Below are 16377 nucleotides of genomic sequence, written 5' to 3' on the forward strand. Positions count from 1 at the left end.
TGTATCGGGTTTCAGTTCAGGCCCGACGGCGAACCACCTCCGGATTTTTGCGCACAGCGAGGAATTCCTTGACCCGCCGGCCGGGTGCCGGACCGCGCACCGGCTTGAAGCCGTCATCGAGTTCGCCGGAGAGATCGAGCGTCGGTCGCTTGCCGACGGCGTCGTAATTCTCTTCCAGCCAGTCGCTGGCGGCTGTGCGGCCGAGGTCTCTGAGATACGTCAGGAACGCCCATTCGGCATTGACCTTTGATGACGCCGACAGGTCCTTGAACGCCTCGTCGGCATCGATGCGGTGCATGCGGATGTCGCGATATTCGCCATGCGGCAGACGGCCGGCGGCGATCAGTTCCTTGACGAAGGCGATCGAGCGGAATTCTCGCAGCAGCCCGGCGTTGAAGGTGATCTCGTCGATGCGGTTCTGGATCTCGTTGGCGCTCCTTGGCGTTCCCTCCCGCACCACCGGATTGATCTGCACCAGGAGCACATCCTCGGTCGCCGCGGTCTTGAAGAACGGATAGAGCGCCGGGTTGCCGCCATAGCCGCCGTCCCAGTAGGGCACGCCCTTGATCTCGACGGCGCGGAACAATTGCGGCAGACAGGCCGAAGCCATCACCACGTCGAGGTCGATCTCGCCGTCGGAAAAAACGCGCAACTGTCCGGTCTCGACATTGGTCGCCGAGATGAACAGTTCCATCGACTTGCAGGCGCGGACATTGTCGAAATCGATCTCCTGCTCCACCACGTCGCGCAGCGGGTTAAGGCCGAGCGGATTGGCGACGTAGGGCGAGAACACCCGCGACATGGTGTCGAAGAAGACATAGCCAGGCGTATTCTCGATCGACCAGTTGCCCCAGGCGACATCCCACGGCATGCGCTGCACTGGGCTGAACCGGCCCTTGGCCGCCACCGCGCGCCAGAAATCCTCAAGTTTTTGCCGCGCTCCCTCGACACCGCCGCGCACATATCCGTCGGCCAGCGCCACCGCGTTCATGGCGCCGGCGCTGGTGCCGGACACTGCTGATATCTCCAGCCGTCCGTCCTCCAGCAGGCGGTCGAGCACACCCCAGGAAAAGGCCCCGTGCGAGCCGCCGCCCTGAAGCGCGATGTTGATCGTCTTCTTCGTCTCCTCCGCCTTGCCGTTTTTGGTCATGGCGTCGTCCTTGGTGCGTTTTGGGTAGATGAGAAGATTTCGCGCCTCACGCGGCGGTCCAGCCGCCATCTACCGAGAGATGCGTGCCGTTGATCTGCGCTGCCGCGTCCGAGCACAGGAACACCGCCGCTGCCGCGATCTGCTCTACCGTGACGAATTCCTTGGTCGGCTGCTTGTCCAGCATGACCTCACGGATGACGGTCTCGCGGTCCATCTGATGGGCTTTCATCTGATCGGGGATCTGCGCCTCGACCAGCGGCGTCAGCACATAGCCCGGGCAGATGGCATTGCAGGTGATTTTTTCGCGCGCCAGTTCGAGCGCGACGGTCTTCGTCAATCCCATGATGCCGTGCTTGGCCGAGACATAGGCCGACTTGAACGGCGACGCGACCAGGCCGTGTGCCGAGGCGATGTTGACGATCCGCCCGCCGCCGGCATTTTTCATCAGCGGAATGGCGGCTGCAATGGTGTGGAATGCCGACGACAGGTTGATGGCGATGATGGCGTCCCATTTCTCGATCGGGAACTCTTCCACCGGCGCGACATGCTGGATGCCGGCATTGTTGACCAGGATATCGACCGAACCGAATGTTTCGGCCGCCTTGGCGACAAGCGCCCGGCATTCCGCCGGTTTCGACATATCGGCCTTGATGTAGGCGGTCTTCACTCCATACTGTTTGGCAATCGCGTCGGCCATGGCGTGGTCGGCGGTCGTGTCGGAGAAAGAGTTGACGACGACGTTGCGGCCTTCGGCCGCCAGCGCCTGGGCGATGGCCAGGCCAATGCCCGATGTGGAGCCGGTGATGACTGCGGTTTTTCTGGCGGCCAAGGGCGGAATCCTCTGGTTACGGCAAGAATGCATCTATGTTGCAGTGCAGCATATATGCTCAATACGACGCAATAACAGCGGCCAGATTTGTGGGCGAGATGAAATTTTCGTCATAAGCGGCCACACGGCCGCTCACCAGGAGGATATCGTTTGGATCGCCGGTCGCTCGCCAGGCGCCGATAAGCCTCAGGCAGCCAGCTCCGGCACAGGCCCGACATAGCGCGACTGCGGGCGGATCAGCCGCCCGATCGTCTGCTGCTCGCGCGCATGCGCGATCCAGCCGGCGACGCGCCCGGTGGCAAAGACATTGCTGAAAGCTTGTGGCGGAAAGCCCGCCGCCTCCAGCAGCAGCGCGGTGTAGAACTCGACATTGGTCTGCAGCGAGCGCGACGGCTTGGCGATCCGCAGCACGTCGAGCGCTACCTGTTCCACTGTCTCCGCGAATGCCAGCCGGCGGCCGGTTTCGCCCTCGCCGCCGAGTTGCCGCACGACGGACTTCAACACATCGGCGCGCGGATCGCGCACGCGGTAGATGCGGTGGCCGAAGCCCATGATGCGCCTGCCGTGCGCGATCTCGTCGCGAAGCCAGCCGGCGGCATCGCCATGCGCCTGGATCGCATCCAGCATCTCGATCACCGGACCGGGCGCCCCGCCATGCAGCGGCCCCTTGAGTGCGCCGAGCCCGGCCAGCACGGAGGATGTCAGGCCGGCCTGCGTCGAGGCCACCACGCGCGTCGCAAAGGTCGATGCGTTGAGGCCGTGGTCGCAGACGGTCACCAGATAGGTGTCGAGCGCCTTCGCCAGCGCCGGCGAGGCGACGCTGCCGTTCAGCATCCTCAACATGTCGGCGGCATGATCGGCCCGGCTGTCCGGCGCGATCGGCTCCTCGCCGCGCTGCAGGCGCAGCAGGGCCGGCGTCAGCACGGCGGGCGCTGCGATGAGCAGCAAGGCGTTCGTCGATGTGTCGCCGTCCGGCAGCAGCGCCATGCCGGCGCGCATGGCGCTGTAGACATCGAGCGACGCCAGCCGGGGCAACGAGGGTAAAAGCCGTTCGAACACCTCAGCACGTGCCTGGCCCAGCTCACCCGTCAGCTTCGCGTCGGCGGGAAGGTCGTCGAAGAAGCCGTCGAGCAGCAGGCGCATCACCTGAGCATAGTCCCAGCGGCCGGCCAGCTCGGGCAGCGAATGACCTCGGATCGTCAGCCGGCCGCCAAGACCATCCACATCGGAAAGCACGGTTTCCGCCGCCACCACGTCATCGAGCCCATTCGCCATAGCCTGTCTCCTTGAAGCATTTCCAGATCGGAGATAGAGATGGGCAACGTTTCCATCAATCTTGATCAATAGAATCAATATTGGGGTTCGATATGTCGGAGTGGTTGTCCAGAGAAGAAGCGCTGGAGAGGCTCAAGGTGCGGGCGCAGACGCTGTACGCCTATGTCAGCCGTGGGCGCATCGGCATGCGGCCCGACCGCGCCGATCCGCGCCGCAGCCAGTATCGTGCCGACGATATAGAAGCGCTGGCAACGCGGAGGGCGCGCGGACGGAGCCCATCAGCCATCGCTGAAAGCGCCATTGCCTGGGGCGAGCCCTCGATCGCAACGGCGATCTCGACCGTCTCGCACGGTCGGCTCATCTATCGCGGGCAGGACGCCGCGGTGCTCTCCGGGCACGCCACACTGGAAGAAGCCGCCGCCGTTCTCTGGGCTCTGCCGGAACCGGTGGCTTTCGAAGCACCATTGCCGGACGCACCCCATCAAGCTGGCCGGGCTGCGGCCTTTGCGCGACTTGCCGTGCTTGCCGGCCAGGGGCGCCCATCGCTTGGGCGCAGCGCCGCCTCGCTGCATGCCGACGCCGCGCACGCGGTCGGCGTGCTGGCCGCCGCGCTGGGCGCACCGGCGGGGCCGGATCCGGTCCATCAGCGGCTTGCGCAGGACTGGTCGGTGGATGCCGGCGGCGCAGATGCGATCCGCCGCGCGCTTGTCCTGCTTGCCGATCATGAGCTGAATGCATCGACCTTCGCCGCGCGCGTCGCAGCCTCCACCGGCGCGCCGCTGGCCGCTTGCCTGCTGGCGGGGCTCGCGACGCTGTCAGGCCCTCGCCATGGCGGCGCCGGCGAGGCGGTGATGCAACTGGCCGAGGATGCTGCGCGGCATGGCGCCGATGCGGCGATTCGGCGCTGGCTCAGCCATGACCGGCCGCTGCCGGGGTTCGGTCATCAGCTCTATCCCGACGGCGACCCCCGAGGGGCAGCGCTTCTGTCGGTGATCGAGGTTGACGGCACACTATCGTCGCTGCGCGACGCTGCCTTTGCGGCGACCGGCGCGCTTCCCAACATCGACTTTGGGCTGGCCGCGCTGACGCGCAGTCTTGGCTTGCCGCGCGATACGCCGTTCCGCCTGTTTGCGCTCGCACGCAGCGTCGGCTGGGCAGCGCACACGGTCGAACAGATAACAGGCGGAGGCCTTATCCGGCCGCGCGGCCGCTACGAGGGAATACTGCCGTAAGATCGCGAGAGCGCCAGGCGCTCACGACATCGTGTCGAGTTTGCGCTGCATGGCCGCGATCTGGTCCTTCAGCTCCTGAAGGTCGTCGGGCTTGTCAGCCGTTTCCTTCCTGGCCGGCTCGGGCGTTGGCGCAGCCGCCGGCGTAGAGCCAGCGGGCGGGAACGGCGTGAACAGCCGCATCGCATTCTGGAACATTTCCATGTTGCGGCGTGTCTGTTCCTCCAGCGCCTTGATCGGCGTAGTGATCTTCATCATGTCGAGCGGCGACTTGCCGATCGCCCCCTTCATCTGCTCGCGAAAGCGCTCCTGCTCCTTGGAAAAGGCGAGCATCGACTGTTCGAGGAAGCTCGGCACGATCATCTGCATCTGGTCGCCGTAATAAGCGATGAGCTGGCGCAGGAACGGGATCGGCAGCATGTTTTGCCCGTCCTTGTTCTCCAGTTCGAAGATGATCTGGGTCAGCACCGGATGCGTGATGTCGTCGCCGGTCTTGGCGTCCTGGACGGTGAACTCCTCGCCCTTCTTGACCATCTCGGCGAGGTCCTCGAGCGTCACATAGGTGCTGGTGCCGGTGTTGTAGAGGCGGCGATTGGCGTATTTCTTGATGATGATCGGATCGTCTTTAGCGGCCATCTACATCCTCCCGGGGACACCGGCGCGCCTCTGAGCAAGCCGCCGATAACGATTGTGCCTTTTTTTTGAGGATATGCGCAAAAGCTTCACAATTCCAAGCAGTTTGTGCAGTGCGGGATCACTAAATGCTGCATAGCAGGCAAAATATGCTGCGCAGCAATGGACGAATGGCCGCCATGGCAAGGCACGACCTGCTTGCGGCGCATGGGCGCCCTGCCTATTTCCGGTTTGACTTGGGGTTGGGAAAGGGCAAGAAAAGTCCCTAACGACAGACCGACACCCTTGAAGTCTGGAGAAGAAAATGTCCGCTTCCATCGTCATTGCCAGCGCGGCGCGCACGCCGGTCGGCTCCTTCAACGGCGCCTTTGCCGCCACCCCGGCGCATGAGCTCGGTGCCGTTGTCATCAGGGAATTGCTGTCACGTGCCGGTGTCGAACCAGGCGAGGTCGACGAGGTCATCCTCGGCCAGGTGCTGACCGCCGCGCAAGGCCAGAACCCGGCCCGCCAGGCATCGATCAATGCTGGCTTGCCCAAGGAAACCACAGCCTGGGGCCTCAATCAGGTTTGCGGCTCGGGCCTGCGTGCCATTGCGCTCGGCATGCAGCAGATCGCCACCGGCGATGCCAAGGTCATCGTCGCCGGCGGCCAGGAATCGATGTCGCTTTCGACCCATGCCCAGCACCTGCGCGCCGGCGTCAAGATGGGCGACTTCAAGTTGATCGACACCATGATCAAGGACGGGCTGTGGGATGCCTTCAACGGTTATCACATGGGCAACACCGCCGAAAACGTGGCACGTCAGTTCCAGATCACCCGCGAAGACCAGGATCAGTTTGCGCTGGCTTCGCAGAACAAGGCCGAGGCCGCGCAAAAGGCCGGCAAGTTCAAGGACGAGATCGTCACCGTCACACTCAAGGGCAAGAAGGGCGACACCATTGTCGACCAGGACGAATACATCCGCCATGGCGCCACGCTCGACGCCATGACCAAGCTGAAGCCGGCCTTTGACAAGGACGGCACGGTGACCGCCGCCAACGCCTCCGGCATCAATGACGGTGCCGCCGGCGCGCTGCTGATGAGCGAGGCGGAAGCGGTGAGGCGCGGCATCACCCCGCTGGCACGCATCGTGTCCTGGGCAACCGCCGGCGTCGATCCGCAGATCATGGGCACCGGCCCGATCCCAGCATCGCGCAAGGCCTTGGAAAAGGCCGGCTGGTCGGTCGGCGATCTCGACCTGGTCGAGGCCAACGAGGCCTTTGCCGCGCAGGCCTGCGCCGTCAACAAGGACATGGGCTGGGACCCCTCGATCGTCAACGTCAATGGCGGCGCCATCGCCATCGGCCACCCGATCGGTGCTTCCGGCGCCCGTGTCTTCAACACGCTGGTCTTCGAGATGCGCCGGCGCGGCGCCAAGAAGGGTCTCGCTACCCTGTGCATCGGCGGCGGCATGGGCGTCGCCATGTGTATCGAAGCACTCTGAAGAACTCACTAACCGGGCGGCGCGAGCCGCCCGTTCTGTATCCAGTGCCTGCCAAGCCCGACAACAGGGCGGTATCAAAAAAAGGGGAAATGCATGACCAAGGTAGCAATCGTCACAGGCGGATCGCGCGGCATCGGGGCGGCGATCTCGATCGCATTGAAGACCGTCGGCTATTCGGTTGCCGCGAACTACGCCGGCAATGACGCCGCAGCGGCGAAATTCAAGGCCGAGACCGGCATTCCGGTCTACAAATGGTCGGTCGCCGACTATGATTCCTGCGCGGCCGGCATCAAGCAGGTCGAGGCCGATCTCGGCCCGGTCTCGGTGCTGGTCAACAATGCCGGCATCACCCGCGACGCCATGTTCCACAAGATCACGCGCGAGCAGTGGAAAGAGGTCATCGACACCAACCTGTCCGGCGTCTTCAACATGACGCATCCGCTGTGGAGCGGCATGCGCGACCGCAAGTTCGGCCGCGTCATCACCATCTCGTCGATCAACGGCCAGAAAGGCCAGGCCGGCCAGGTCAACTATTCCGCCGCGAAGGCTGGCGACATCGGTTTCAGCAAAGCCCTCGCTCAAGAGGGAGCCCGCGCGGGCATCACCGTCAACGTCATCTGCCCTGGCTACATCGCCACCGAGATGGTCAAGGCGATCGACGAGAGGGTGCTCAACGACCGCATCATCCCGCAAATCCCCGTCGGTCGCCTCGGCGAACCGGAAGAGATCGCGCGCTGCGTAGTCTTCCTCGCATCCGAAGATGCCGGCTTCATCACCGGCTCGACCATCACGGCCAACGGTGGCCAATACTTCGCCTGACGACGTGGCGATGTAGGAGATCGACGGGCCGGCACACCGGCCCGTTTCCGGCACGGTCCCTTTGACGTGCTCGCGACCGTAGCTGACCCAATTCGGCACGCGAAGGTTAACAGCCGGCAGCAGCCCTGTGCAAAAGCTCCCTGGCAACCTGTGGATTCTCGGTGGATAAACTGTTCACAACACAAGATATTGAGGTGAACAAATCGGGAAAATTACGCCATCGCCGATTCGTCGCCGATTCGTTCCGGCTATGAGCTGAACGTTAACGACGACAGCCGGAATCGCCTGCCCAACTGCTTAACGCAGGTTAAGAAAGATCAACAATTTCATAATGTTGGTCGAGGCGCGCCAAGCCACCGTGATTGTTTCCAGGCAAAGGTTAACGGCAACGCCCTCTTAGCATCAAACGGGCCAGTTCAGCGATTCAGCATGTGGTGCGACTCGCGGTCGCGAAATCCACATGTAGCCGTGAACAAAAGCTGAATCTGCAGGAGTCACTGATTCGTCGCCGATTCGTTCCAGACTCGTTCTATCCGTTAATCCGCAGCCGATTGAAAGCTTGACAAAACCACCTTCTCGCCGCCGACAGAACATTCCGCTTTCGCTTCGCGCCCGAAATCCCTATGTGTCGCCTGTCATACGCGCCATTTGAGGCACGCTCCCGACAACCAGAGGCCAGAAGCCTTATCTCCAGGTCCCGGAAGCCTTATTCTAGGTTGATGAACATCCAGCCCAAACACACAGAGCCGCTGATCCTGTCGGGCCGCGACGTGACCGCCGTGCTCGGGCCGACCAACACCGGCAAGACCCATCTCGCCATCGAGCGCATGGTGGCGCATGAGAGTGGTATCATCGGCCTGCCGCTCAGGCTGCTGGCGCGCGAGGTCTACGCCCGTGTCTGCGAAAAGGTCGGCGCCCACAAAGTGGCGCTGATCACCGGCGAGGAAAAGATCCAGCCGCCGGGCGCCAGATATTCGGTCTGCACTGTCGAGGCCATGCCGCGCGAGACCGACGCCGCCTTCGTCGCCATCGACGAAGTGCAGCTCGCCGGCGACCTCGAGCGTGGCCACATCTTCACCGACCGCATCCTGCATCTGCGCGGCCGCCAGGAAACGCTGCTGCTCGGTGCAGCCACCATGCATGGCATTCTGCAGCGCCTGCTGAGGGGTGTCTCGGTGGTGACGCGGCCGAGGCTGTCGCATCTTGCCTATGCCGGCTCCAAGAAGCTGACCCGCCTGCCGCGGCGCACGGCGATCGTCGCCTTTTCCGCCGACGAGGTCTACGCCATCGCCGAGCTGATCCGCCGCCAGCAGGGCGGTGCCGCCGTCGTGCTCGGCGCGCTCTCGCCGCGCACCCGCAACGCCCAGGTGGCGCTGTTCCAGTCCGGCGATGTCGACTACCTCATCGCCACCGATGCCATCGGCATGGGTCTCAACCTCGATCTCGACCACGTCGCCTTCGCCCAGAACCGCAAGTTCGACGGCTTCCAGTATCGCAACCTGACCGCGGCCGAGCTCGGCCAGATCGCCGGCCGCGCCGGCCGGCATCTGCGTGACGGTACGTTCGGCGTCACCGGCCAGGTCGACCCGCTGGACGAAGAGCTGATCAAGAAGATCGAAGGCCACGATTTCGATCCGGTGAAGGTGCTGCAGTGGCGCACCGCGCATTTCGACTTTGCCAGCCTCGACGCGCTGAAGCGCTCGATCGAGACCAACGCCCCCGTCGAGGGACTGACGCGGGCATTGCCTGCCGTCGACGCACAGGCGCTCGAGCATCTGTCGCGCGACGAGGACATTCGCGCACTCACCACCAATGCCAAGCGCGTGGCGCTGCTGTGGGAAGCCTGCGCGCTGCCCGACTACCGCAGGATCGCGCCGGCGCAGCATGCCGACCTCATCGCTTCCATTTACACGGACCTGGCACGCCACGGCCATGTCGACGAGAATTACATGGCCGAGCAGGTGCGCCGCGCCGATACCACCGAGGGCGATATCGACACGCTGTCGCATCGCATTGCCCAGATCCGCACCTGGACATTCGTGTCGAACCGGCCCGGCTGGCTGGCCGATCAGGCACACTGGCAGGAAAAGACGCGCGAAATCGAAGACAGATTGTCGGATGCGCTGCATGAGCGGTTGACGAAACGCTTCGTAGACCGCAGGACTTCCGTCCTCATGCGGCGCCTTAGAGAAAATACCATGCCTGAAGCCGAAATTAGTCCTACCGGAACCGTCCTTGTCGAAGGCCATCATGTCGGCGAGCTGCAAGGGTTCCGCTTCACCGCGGACCAGACCGCCGGCGGTGAAGACGCCAAGGCGGTGCGCACCGCCGCCCAGAAGGCGCTGGCCGCCGAGTTCGAGGCCCGCGCCGAACGCTTCGGCGCCTCGGCCAATGGCGACATTGCGCTTGGCTCGGACGGCACGCTGCGCTGGATCGGCGCGCCGATCGGCACGCTGGTATCAGGCGAAGACGCGCTGAAGCCGCGGCTGGTGCTGCTGGCCGACGAACACCTGACCGGCCCGGCGCGCGACAAGGTCGCCGCGCGTGCAGAGCGATTCGTCAATTTCCAGATCGAGTCGCTGCTGAAGCCGCTGGTCGATCTCAGGAACGCCGACCAGATTTCCGGCATCGGCCGCGGCATCGCCTTCCAGCTGGTCGAGAATTTCGGCCTTATCAACCGCCGCGACATCGCCGAGGAGATGAAGTCGCTCGACCAGGAAGGCCGCGCCGCCCTTCGCCGGCTTGGCGTGCGCTTCGGCGCCTACCATGTCTTCGTGCCGGCGCTGATCAAGCCGGCGCCTGCCGGGCTGGTGACATTGCTGTGGGCGTTGAAGAACGACGGCAAGGACAAGCCGGGCTTTGGCGACGTGGTCCATGCGCTCGCTTCGGGTCGCACCTCGGTGGTGATCGACCCTGCTTTCGACAAGACGTTCTACAAGCTTGCCGGCTACCGCAATCTCGGCCGTCGCGCCGTGCGCATCGACATACTGGAACGGCTGGCGGATCTGATCCGTCCGGCGACCAACTGGAAGCCCGGCCTCGGTCAGCGCCCGGACGGCGCCTATGACGGCCAGTCCTTCATGGTGACGCCGCCGATGATGTCGATCCTCGGCGCCACCGCCGACGACATGGAAGAAATCCTCAAGGGTCTCGGCTATCGTGCCGAGCCGAAGCCGGCCGTCGAGGTCAAGGCGCGGCTCGAAGCACAAGACAATGCCGCGCGCGAAGCGGCGGTGGCGAAGCTTGCGACGGAAGAGGCTGCACGAGCCGAGCAGGCCAAAGCGGCCGAAGCCGCGGCAACGGATGCCGCAGCAGAGGCAGCAATCGAAGGGTCGGAGCCGGCATCGGACGCAGTGGCCGTTTCGGAAACGGCGGCCGAAATTCCCGCCGAAATCACCCCCGACGCCGCGGCTGAACCTGCTGCGCCTGCCGTGGAAGAACAGGCGGACGCTCCTGTCGAAACCGTGCAAGACGAAGCGCCTGTAGCCGAGGCTGCGCCCGACGTCGCCGAACCGGCGCCGGTTGAACCGCAGGCAGAGACTGAGACTGCCGAGATCGAAGTTGCAGCGGCAGAAGAAGCCGCAACGGCCGAGCTGGTGTCAAATGCCGCGCCCGCAACGGACGCCGCGCCGGACGAACCTGCAGCGGTGATTGAAGCTGCCGCCGGCGAACCCGCTCCAGAAGCCGAAGCGCCAAAACCCATCCTGTTGTGGCGTCAGGGCCGCTTCGAACAGCGCCCGCGCAACCGCGACGACAGCCGCAGGAACAATCGCCCACGCAACGGACAAGCGCGCGGCCGAAGCGATGCACCCGTGGATACCGCCGGCGCACCGGCCGTAGCTGCACCCGGAGAACGGCCTGCCCATGAAGGCCGGCGCGATGGAGCCGGCAAGCCGCGCTTCGACCGCTCGAAATTCAAACCCAAGCCGCAGGCCGAAGGCGAACAGCGGCGTGACGGCAGGCCGCAAGGCGAGCGTCCCGACCGCCGTGAGGGCCGTCCCGACTGGAAGGGTGGCAGGCCGGATGCCAAAGGTGGTCCGCAAGGCGGCAAGCCGGCCTTCCAGCCCAAGCCGCGCGAGGAGCGCCCGGTGCGCTTCGACCCGGATTCGCCCTTCGCCAAGCTCGCCGCATTGCGCGACCAGTTGAAGAAGTAGAACCCGGCTCGCTTCGATGGTTGCCGAAGGCCGCCAGCGCATCGACAAATGGCTGTTCTTCTCACGCGCCGTGAAATCGCGCTCGCTGGCGGCAAAACTGGTCGTCGCCGGCCGCGTTCGCATCAATCGCGACAAAGCAGCGCAGGCCTCCGATCAGGTCAAGCCAGGCGACGTCCTGACCATCACGCTCGAGCGCCGCATCTTCATCTGGAAGGTGCTCGGCGCCGGTACGCGGCGCGGCCCGGCCGAGGAGGCCCGTACGCTTTACGAGGACATGTCGCCACCGCCCGCACCGAAGGGCGAAGCCCCTCCCGATGCAATTCCGGGGCTGCGCGAGGCCGGCAGCGGCCGCCCGACCAAGAAGGAACGTCGCCAGACCGACCGATTGCTCGGCGAAGACTGATGCCTGGCGTCCAAAAACACGCAGCGGTTTTGGGACAACGGCACGCCTGAGGCGAGAACTGAGCCCGGCAAACAGACGCTCTGCGGGACATGACTGACTTCCGCCGGGCCTTCAGTCTGGAATTCCATTCCGGAAACACCGGCACCGTCCGCAATGGCTACCCTTGCAAGCGGTCGACAAAGGCGTTACCTGACGGAAAAAGCCCAACAAAATGGGACGTCCCGGAGCCGACCGATGACCTATGTCGTGACCGACAATTGCATCAAATGCAAATACATGGACTGCATCGAAGTCTGTCCGGTCGACTGTTTCTACGAAGGCGAGAACATGCTCGTCATCCATCCCGACGAGTGCATCGACTGCGGCGTTTGCGAGCCGGAATGCCCGGCCGACGCGATCAAGCCTGACACCGAACCCGGCCTCGACAAATGGCTGCAGGTCAACACCGAATACGCCGACAAATGGCCCAACATCACCGCCAAGAAGGAACCGCCGGCCGACGCCAAATCCTTCGACGGCGAGGCCGGCAAGTTCGAGAAATACTTCTCGGCAGAGCCCGGCGAAGGCGATTGACAACACGGCCGCAAAGGCCGGTATTACGCTGGGTAAGAGGCACGTCGCATTAACCGGCTTGACAGGCGGCGCTGGCCTGTGGCCTTCGCTTGTGCAGCAAAACCTTGATTCTTACGACTTTTTGTGTTACATCAGCGAAACATGCCGGTGACACAACGTCGATTTATGGCGCAGACGCCCCAAATCACTGAAAGGTGAAAATCCCATTCGGACCAGAGCGATCTGGGTCAGGCGGTCGCAATGTCGCGTTTGCCGGTCCGGCTTTTCCGATGGGTTCATCTGTTGTGCGGCTAACGATCGGCTTCCCCGATCGCGCGAGTTCGGACCGGCAGGACGCCGGTGCCACAACAAGGAGTTCAGGGCGTAATGGCAACGATCACCCCGCAGAAGAAGTCCACCGCTGCGCGTCACGGTTTCAAGACCGGCGAATACATCGTCTACCCGGCGCACGGCGTCGGCCAGATCGTCTCGATCGACGAGCAGGAAGTTGCTGGACACAAGCTGGAACTGTTCGTCATCGACTTCTCGAAGGACAAGATGCGCCTGAAGGTTCCGGTTGCCAAGGCGACCTCCATCGGCATGCGCAAGCTGTCGGAAGAGGATTATGTCGAGCGCGCGCTGAAGGTCGTGCAGGGCCGCGCCCGCGTCAAGCGCACCATGTGGTCGCGCCGCGCCCAGGAATATGATGCGAAGATCAATTCGGGCGACCTGATCTCGATCTCGGAAGTCGTGCGCGACCTCTACCGCGCCGACAACCAGCCGGAGCAGTCCTATTCCGAGCGCCAGCTCTATGAGGCGGCGCTCGACCGCATGGCCCGCGAGATCGCGGCCGTCAATCGCATGTCGGAAACCGAAGCCGTGCGCTTGATCGAGGTCAACCTCAACAAGGGCCCTAAGCGTGGCGCCAAGGCCGACAATGAAGAGGCCGAGCAGGAAGAAGCTGCCTGATCCTTCTCGCCTTTGATTCGAGAGATCCTGCCTGAAACGATTGGAGGCTCCGGTTTGACCGGGGCCTCTTTTGCTTTCGGGCGGCGGCTTCGATGTTGATGATGTACTGCGCACCAGCGTGCTGCATCGCGGCTTGCTGGCGCGCTCCGGGCCGTCCAGCGCGCGTTTTCGGTTAACGTTTGTCCCCACTTGTCGCCTTGCCAGCAAAGCAGACCGCAGCAATGGTTTCGCGCAATTCCTCGTCGGCGATCGGCTTGTGCAGGATGCGGCTGCCGCTGGCGCTGATCTCCTTGAGGCGCGAAGGCGAGGTATCGCCGGTGATGATGATGGTCGGGACAACGCGGCCGATATGGGCGTGAAGCGCACGGATCGCGTCGGTGCCGGTGGTGTCATTCTCGAGACGGTAGTCTGCGATGATCAGGTCGACCGGCGCATCGCCGGCAGCCAGCGCCGCCGCATGGGCCTTCCGCGCCTCTCCGGCGGAGCGGCCGGGATAGACACGATGTCCCTCCAGGCCGAGCAAGCGCACCATGGCATCGAGAACATCGCCCTCGTCCTCGACCACGATGATGCCCGCGGTACTGCTGGCCGGCGATGTCGTGTCGACCGCTAAGCGAGCTTGCACCGCGCCGGCCTTCGCGACGGTGATGGAAAACAGGGAACCGCGTCCGGATGTCGAAGCCAATTTCAGGGGGTGCCGCAACAGTTCGGCGGTGCGGCGAACGATGGCGAGCCCGAGTCCCAGGCCTTGCGTGCGGTCCCGCGCCGGGTTCTGCAACTGCACGAACTCCTCGAAGACCATCCCCTGCTGATCGGCGGGGATGCCGGGGCCGCTGTCCAGGACCTGTATCTCCACACATGCGCCGCGCCGGCGACAGCCCAGCAGGACACCACCTTGCTTGGTGTAGCGAAAGGCATTCGACACCAGGTTGTTGAGAATGCGCTTCAGCATCATCGGGTCGCTGTCGACGTAGAGGCCGCTGTCGACCACGCGCCACCTAAGTCCGCGCTGTTTCGCCTCGGCGGCGAATTCATTGCGAAGATCACCAAAGAGGTCGCGCAGCGGCACCGCCTCGCTCGCGACCGTGACGATGCCCGCATCGAGCCGGGAGATATCGAGCAAAGCGTTGAGCAGCCCACTGAAGTTGCTGACAACCGATTTCGCTCGGCTGGCCAGCTCGCGCGCCTCGCCGGAGGGTACGTCGCCGCGCTGCCCCAAAACGGCAAGCGTCGAGACCAGCAGGCTCAGGGCATGGATCGGTTGGCGCAGATCGTGACTCGCCGCCGCCAGAAAACGCGTCTTGGCACGGTCGGCGGTCTGCGCCCTGTCGCGTTCCTCTTGCAGATGCTCGACCAGCGTTTCGTTCTCCAATCGCAGGCTGACGGTTTCGCGCAGCATGCGGTAGGTGATACGGCAGTAGTAGAAATTGATCGCCACCAGCGATGCGAGCAGGAACAGGAAGGCGGCGGAAATATCGCTTTGGGTGGTCAGGCAGCGCAGGGCGACCGGCACCACCGTTGCCAGGATGGAACCAACCAGCGCCGGCGGAAAGGCCGACAGAGACGGCACCGTGCCGCAGACGAGACCAGTCAGGACAATGACCGTGAAGGACAGCACGATCGGCGCCTCGGGCATGAAGCCGACCCAGCCAAGCACACCCCACAGAAGGCCCGACATGCAGGAAAACGCCGTAGCCAGCCATGCCCAGCGCAAGATCGAGTGGCGATCCCGGGCGCGGCTGAAAAAACGGCGCGACGCCAGCACCCGGATAGCCGTCAGCAGATACAGCGCCGCTAGCCAGCCGATCAGCCAATTGATGGAAACGGCCGTTCTCAGCACATAGACCGCCGCCATCGAGATCACGATGTTGGAGATGACCACGCCGTAGGAATTGCGATACAGGAGTTCGATCAGGGCCTGGCGTATCTTGTCTTCCTGCATCGAAGCCCTCCAATTGCCCCAAGTATTCTCCGGGCGGTCTTCCCCGGTACCGTTGATCTACCGGCAACCTGTTTCGCATAGATTGGCGATCGATCCATATACGCCGCTGCAGTCCTGGATGGTGCCCTGATGAATCGCCCGCTCACCGCCATACTCGCCGACGACCATGCCATCGTGCGCGAGGGGCTGAAGCTGCTCATCTCGGCAATGGACAATGTCTCGGTCGTCGCCGAGGCTGCGGATGGCGAGGCGCTGCTTGGCCAGCTGCGAAGCACGCGCGCCGACCTTTTGATCCTCGACCTCGGCATGCCAGGTGTCGCCGGGATGCAGTTCATCGCCACCATCAGGACCTTGGCGCCACGCCTGCGGATCGTGGTGCTGACGGCCAATATCGAGCCGAGGACGGTGCGCGCCGCGCTCAGTGCCGGCGCCAACGCCTACCTGACCAAGGACGGCGATCCCGAGGAACTTGGCGCCGCCATCGAAGCGGTCAAGAACGGAGGCACCTATCTGGCGAAAACCGTTCGCTTCGCCGTCAGCGATATGGGCAGGGGCAGCGAGCCGATAGCCGCACAGGAAATCCTCTCCCCGGTGCCGCTGACGCGGCGCGAACGGCAGATCCTTCAACTGGTGGCGCAAGGCATGATCACGCGCGACATCGCCGAACGGTTGGGGATCAGCCTGCCGACCGCTCGCAAGCATCGCGAAAACCTGATGGGCAAGCTCAATCTCCACAACACCGCCGAACTGACCGCCTACGCGGTTCGTCTGGGATTGCCCGCCGGCTGACATCGCAGCCGCGACGATGGGCAACCCCGCAACGTCCCCTTAACCATCGGCAGATTAGCCAAGCCCGATCACGATCCAAATACGGCATCTGCCGTATGTTTTCGGCCTGACCCCCAGCCTACTCCTCCCACGGCTTGATCACATGGGAGG

The 16377-nt window shown here is 63.9% G+C and carries 13 protein-coding genes; 8 read left to right on the plus strand and 5 right to left on the minus strand.

The annotated features are described in order from the left end of the window. Nucleotides 1-16 precede the first annotated feature (16 nt). The 3 genes from NKH97_RS17330 to NKH97_RS17340 form a co-directional block, all read right to left on the minus strand. Nucleotides 17-1150 (minus strand): patatin-like phospholipase family protein, encoded by a 1134-nt coding sequence (locus NKH97_RS17330; protein WP_031213140.1) that lies wholly within the window; start codon nt 1148-1150, stop codon nt 17-19. A 46-nt stretch (nt 1151-1196) separates the two neighbouring features. Continuing rightward, complete coding sequence (locus NKH97_RS17335) at nt 1197-2012, minus strand: 3-hydroxybutyrate dehydrogenase (RefSeq protein WP_031213135.1); 816 nt, start codon at nt 2010-2012, stop codon at nt 1197-1199. 153 nt (nt 2013-2165) lie between these two features. Then, nucleotides 2166-3254: a citrate synthase/methylcitrate synthase gene (locus tag NKH97_RS17340; RefSeq protein WP_352611414.1), complete on the minus strand. Its 1089-nt coding sequence runs from the start codon at nt 3252-3254 to the stop codon at nt 2166-2168. A 92-nt stretch (nt 3255-3346) separates the two neighbouring features. Between NKH97_RS17340 and NKH97_RS17345 the strand changes: the two genes are divergently transcribed. After that, the gene (locus tag NKH97_RS17345) at nt 3347-4486 is read left to right on the plus strand and encodes a citrate/2-methylcitrate synthase (protein WP_352750555.1); all 1140 of its coding nucleotides are present in this window, start codon (nt 3347-3349) and stop codon (nt 4484-4486) included. A gap of 21 nt (nt 4487-4507) precedes the next feature. Here the strand turns inward: NKH97_RS17345 and phaR are convergent, their stop codons facing one another. Further along, the gene (gene phaR, locus NKH97_RS17350; RefSeq protein WP_128305522.1) at nt 4508-5119 is read right to left on the minus strand and encodes a polyhydroxyalkanoate synthesis repressor PhaR; all 612 of its coding nucleotides are present in this window, start codon (nt 5117-5119) and stop codon (nt 4508-4510) included. Nucleotides 5120-5420: 301 nt separating this feature from the next. Between phaR and NKH97_RS17355 the strand changes: the two genes are divergently transcribed. The 6 genes from NKH97_RS17355 (at nt 5421) to NKH97_RS17380 (ending at nt 13496) form a co-directional block, all read left to right on the plus strand. Beyond that, a complete protein-coding gene (locus tag NKH97_RS17355; RefSeq protein ID WP_352798116.1) occupies nt 5421-6599 on the plus strand; it encodes an acetyl-CoA C-acetyltransferase in 1179 nt (392 codons plus the stop codon). A gap of 93 nt (nt 6600-6692) precedes the next feature. Continuing rightward, nucleotides 6693-7418, plus strand: coding sequence for an acetoacetyl-CoA reductase (gene phbB, locus NKH97_RS17360; protein ID WP_023814310.1), 726 nt, complete (start codon nt 6693-6695; stop codon nt 7416-7418). A 719-nt stretch (nt 7419-8137) separates the two neighbouring features. After that, nucleotides 8138-11572 (plus strand): helicase-related protein, encoded by a 3435-nt coding sequence (locus NKH97_RS17365; RefSeq protein ID WP_352798120.1) that lies wholly within the window; start codon nt 8138-8140, stop codon nt 11570-11572. 16 nt (nt 11573-11588) lie between these two features. Next, nucleotides 11589-11975: an RNA-binding S4 domain-containing protein gene (locus NKH97_RS17370; protein ID WP_127297242.1), complete on the plus strand. Its 387-nt coding sequence runs from the start codon at nt 11589-11591 to the stop codon at nt 11973-11975. A gap of 234 nt (nt 11976-12209) precedes the next feature. Further along, nucleotides 12210-12548, plus strand: a complete 339-nt coding sequence (gene fdxA, locus NKH97_RS17375) for a ferredoxin FdxA (protein ID WP_023699302.1) — start codon at nt 12210-12212, stop codon at nt 12546-12548. Between the two features lie 366 nt (nt 12549-12914). After that, the gene (locus NKH97_RS17380) at nt 12915-13496 is read left to right on the plus strand and encodes a CarD family transcriptional regulator (RefSeq protein WP_013529179.1); all 582 of its coding nucleotides are present in this window, start codon (nt 12915-12917) and stop codon (nt 13494-13496) included. A gap of 172 nt (nt 13497-13668) precedes the next feature. Here the strand turns inward: NKH97_RS17380 and NKH97_RS17385 are convergent, their stop codons facing one another. Continuing rightward, nucleotides 13669-15438, minus strand: coding sequence for a hybrid sensor histidine kinase/response regulator (locus NKH97_RS17385; RefSeq protein ID WP_352798126.1), 1770 nt, complete (start codon nt 15436-15438; stop codon nt 13669-13671). Between the two features lie 129 nt (nt 15439-15567). On the opposite strand from NKH97_RS17385, the gene NKH97_RS17390 reads away from it, so the two are divergent. Then, nucleotides 15568-16227, plus strand: a complete 660-nt coding sequence (locus NKH97_RS17390; RefSeq protein WP_128305518.1) for a response regulator — start codon at nt 15568-15570, stop codon at nt 16225-16227. Nucleotides 16228-16377: the final 150 nt, after the last annotated feature.

Source organism: Mesorhizobium sp. M0870, from assembly GCF_040319775.1.
Lineage (GTDB): Bacteria > Pseudomonadota > Alphaproteobacteria > Rhizobiales > Rhizobiaceae > Mesorhizobium.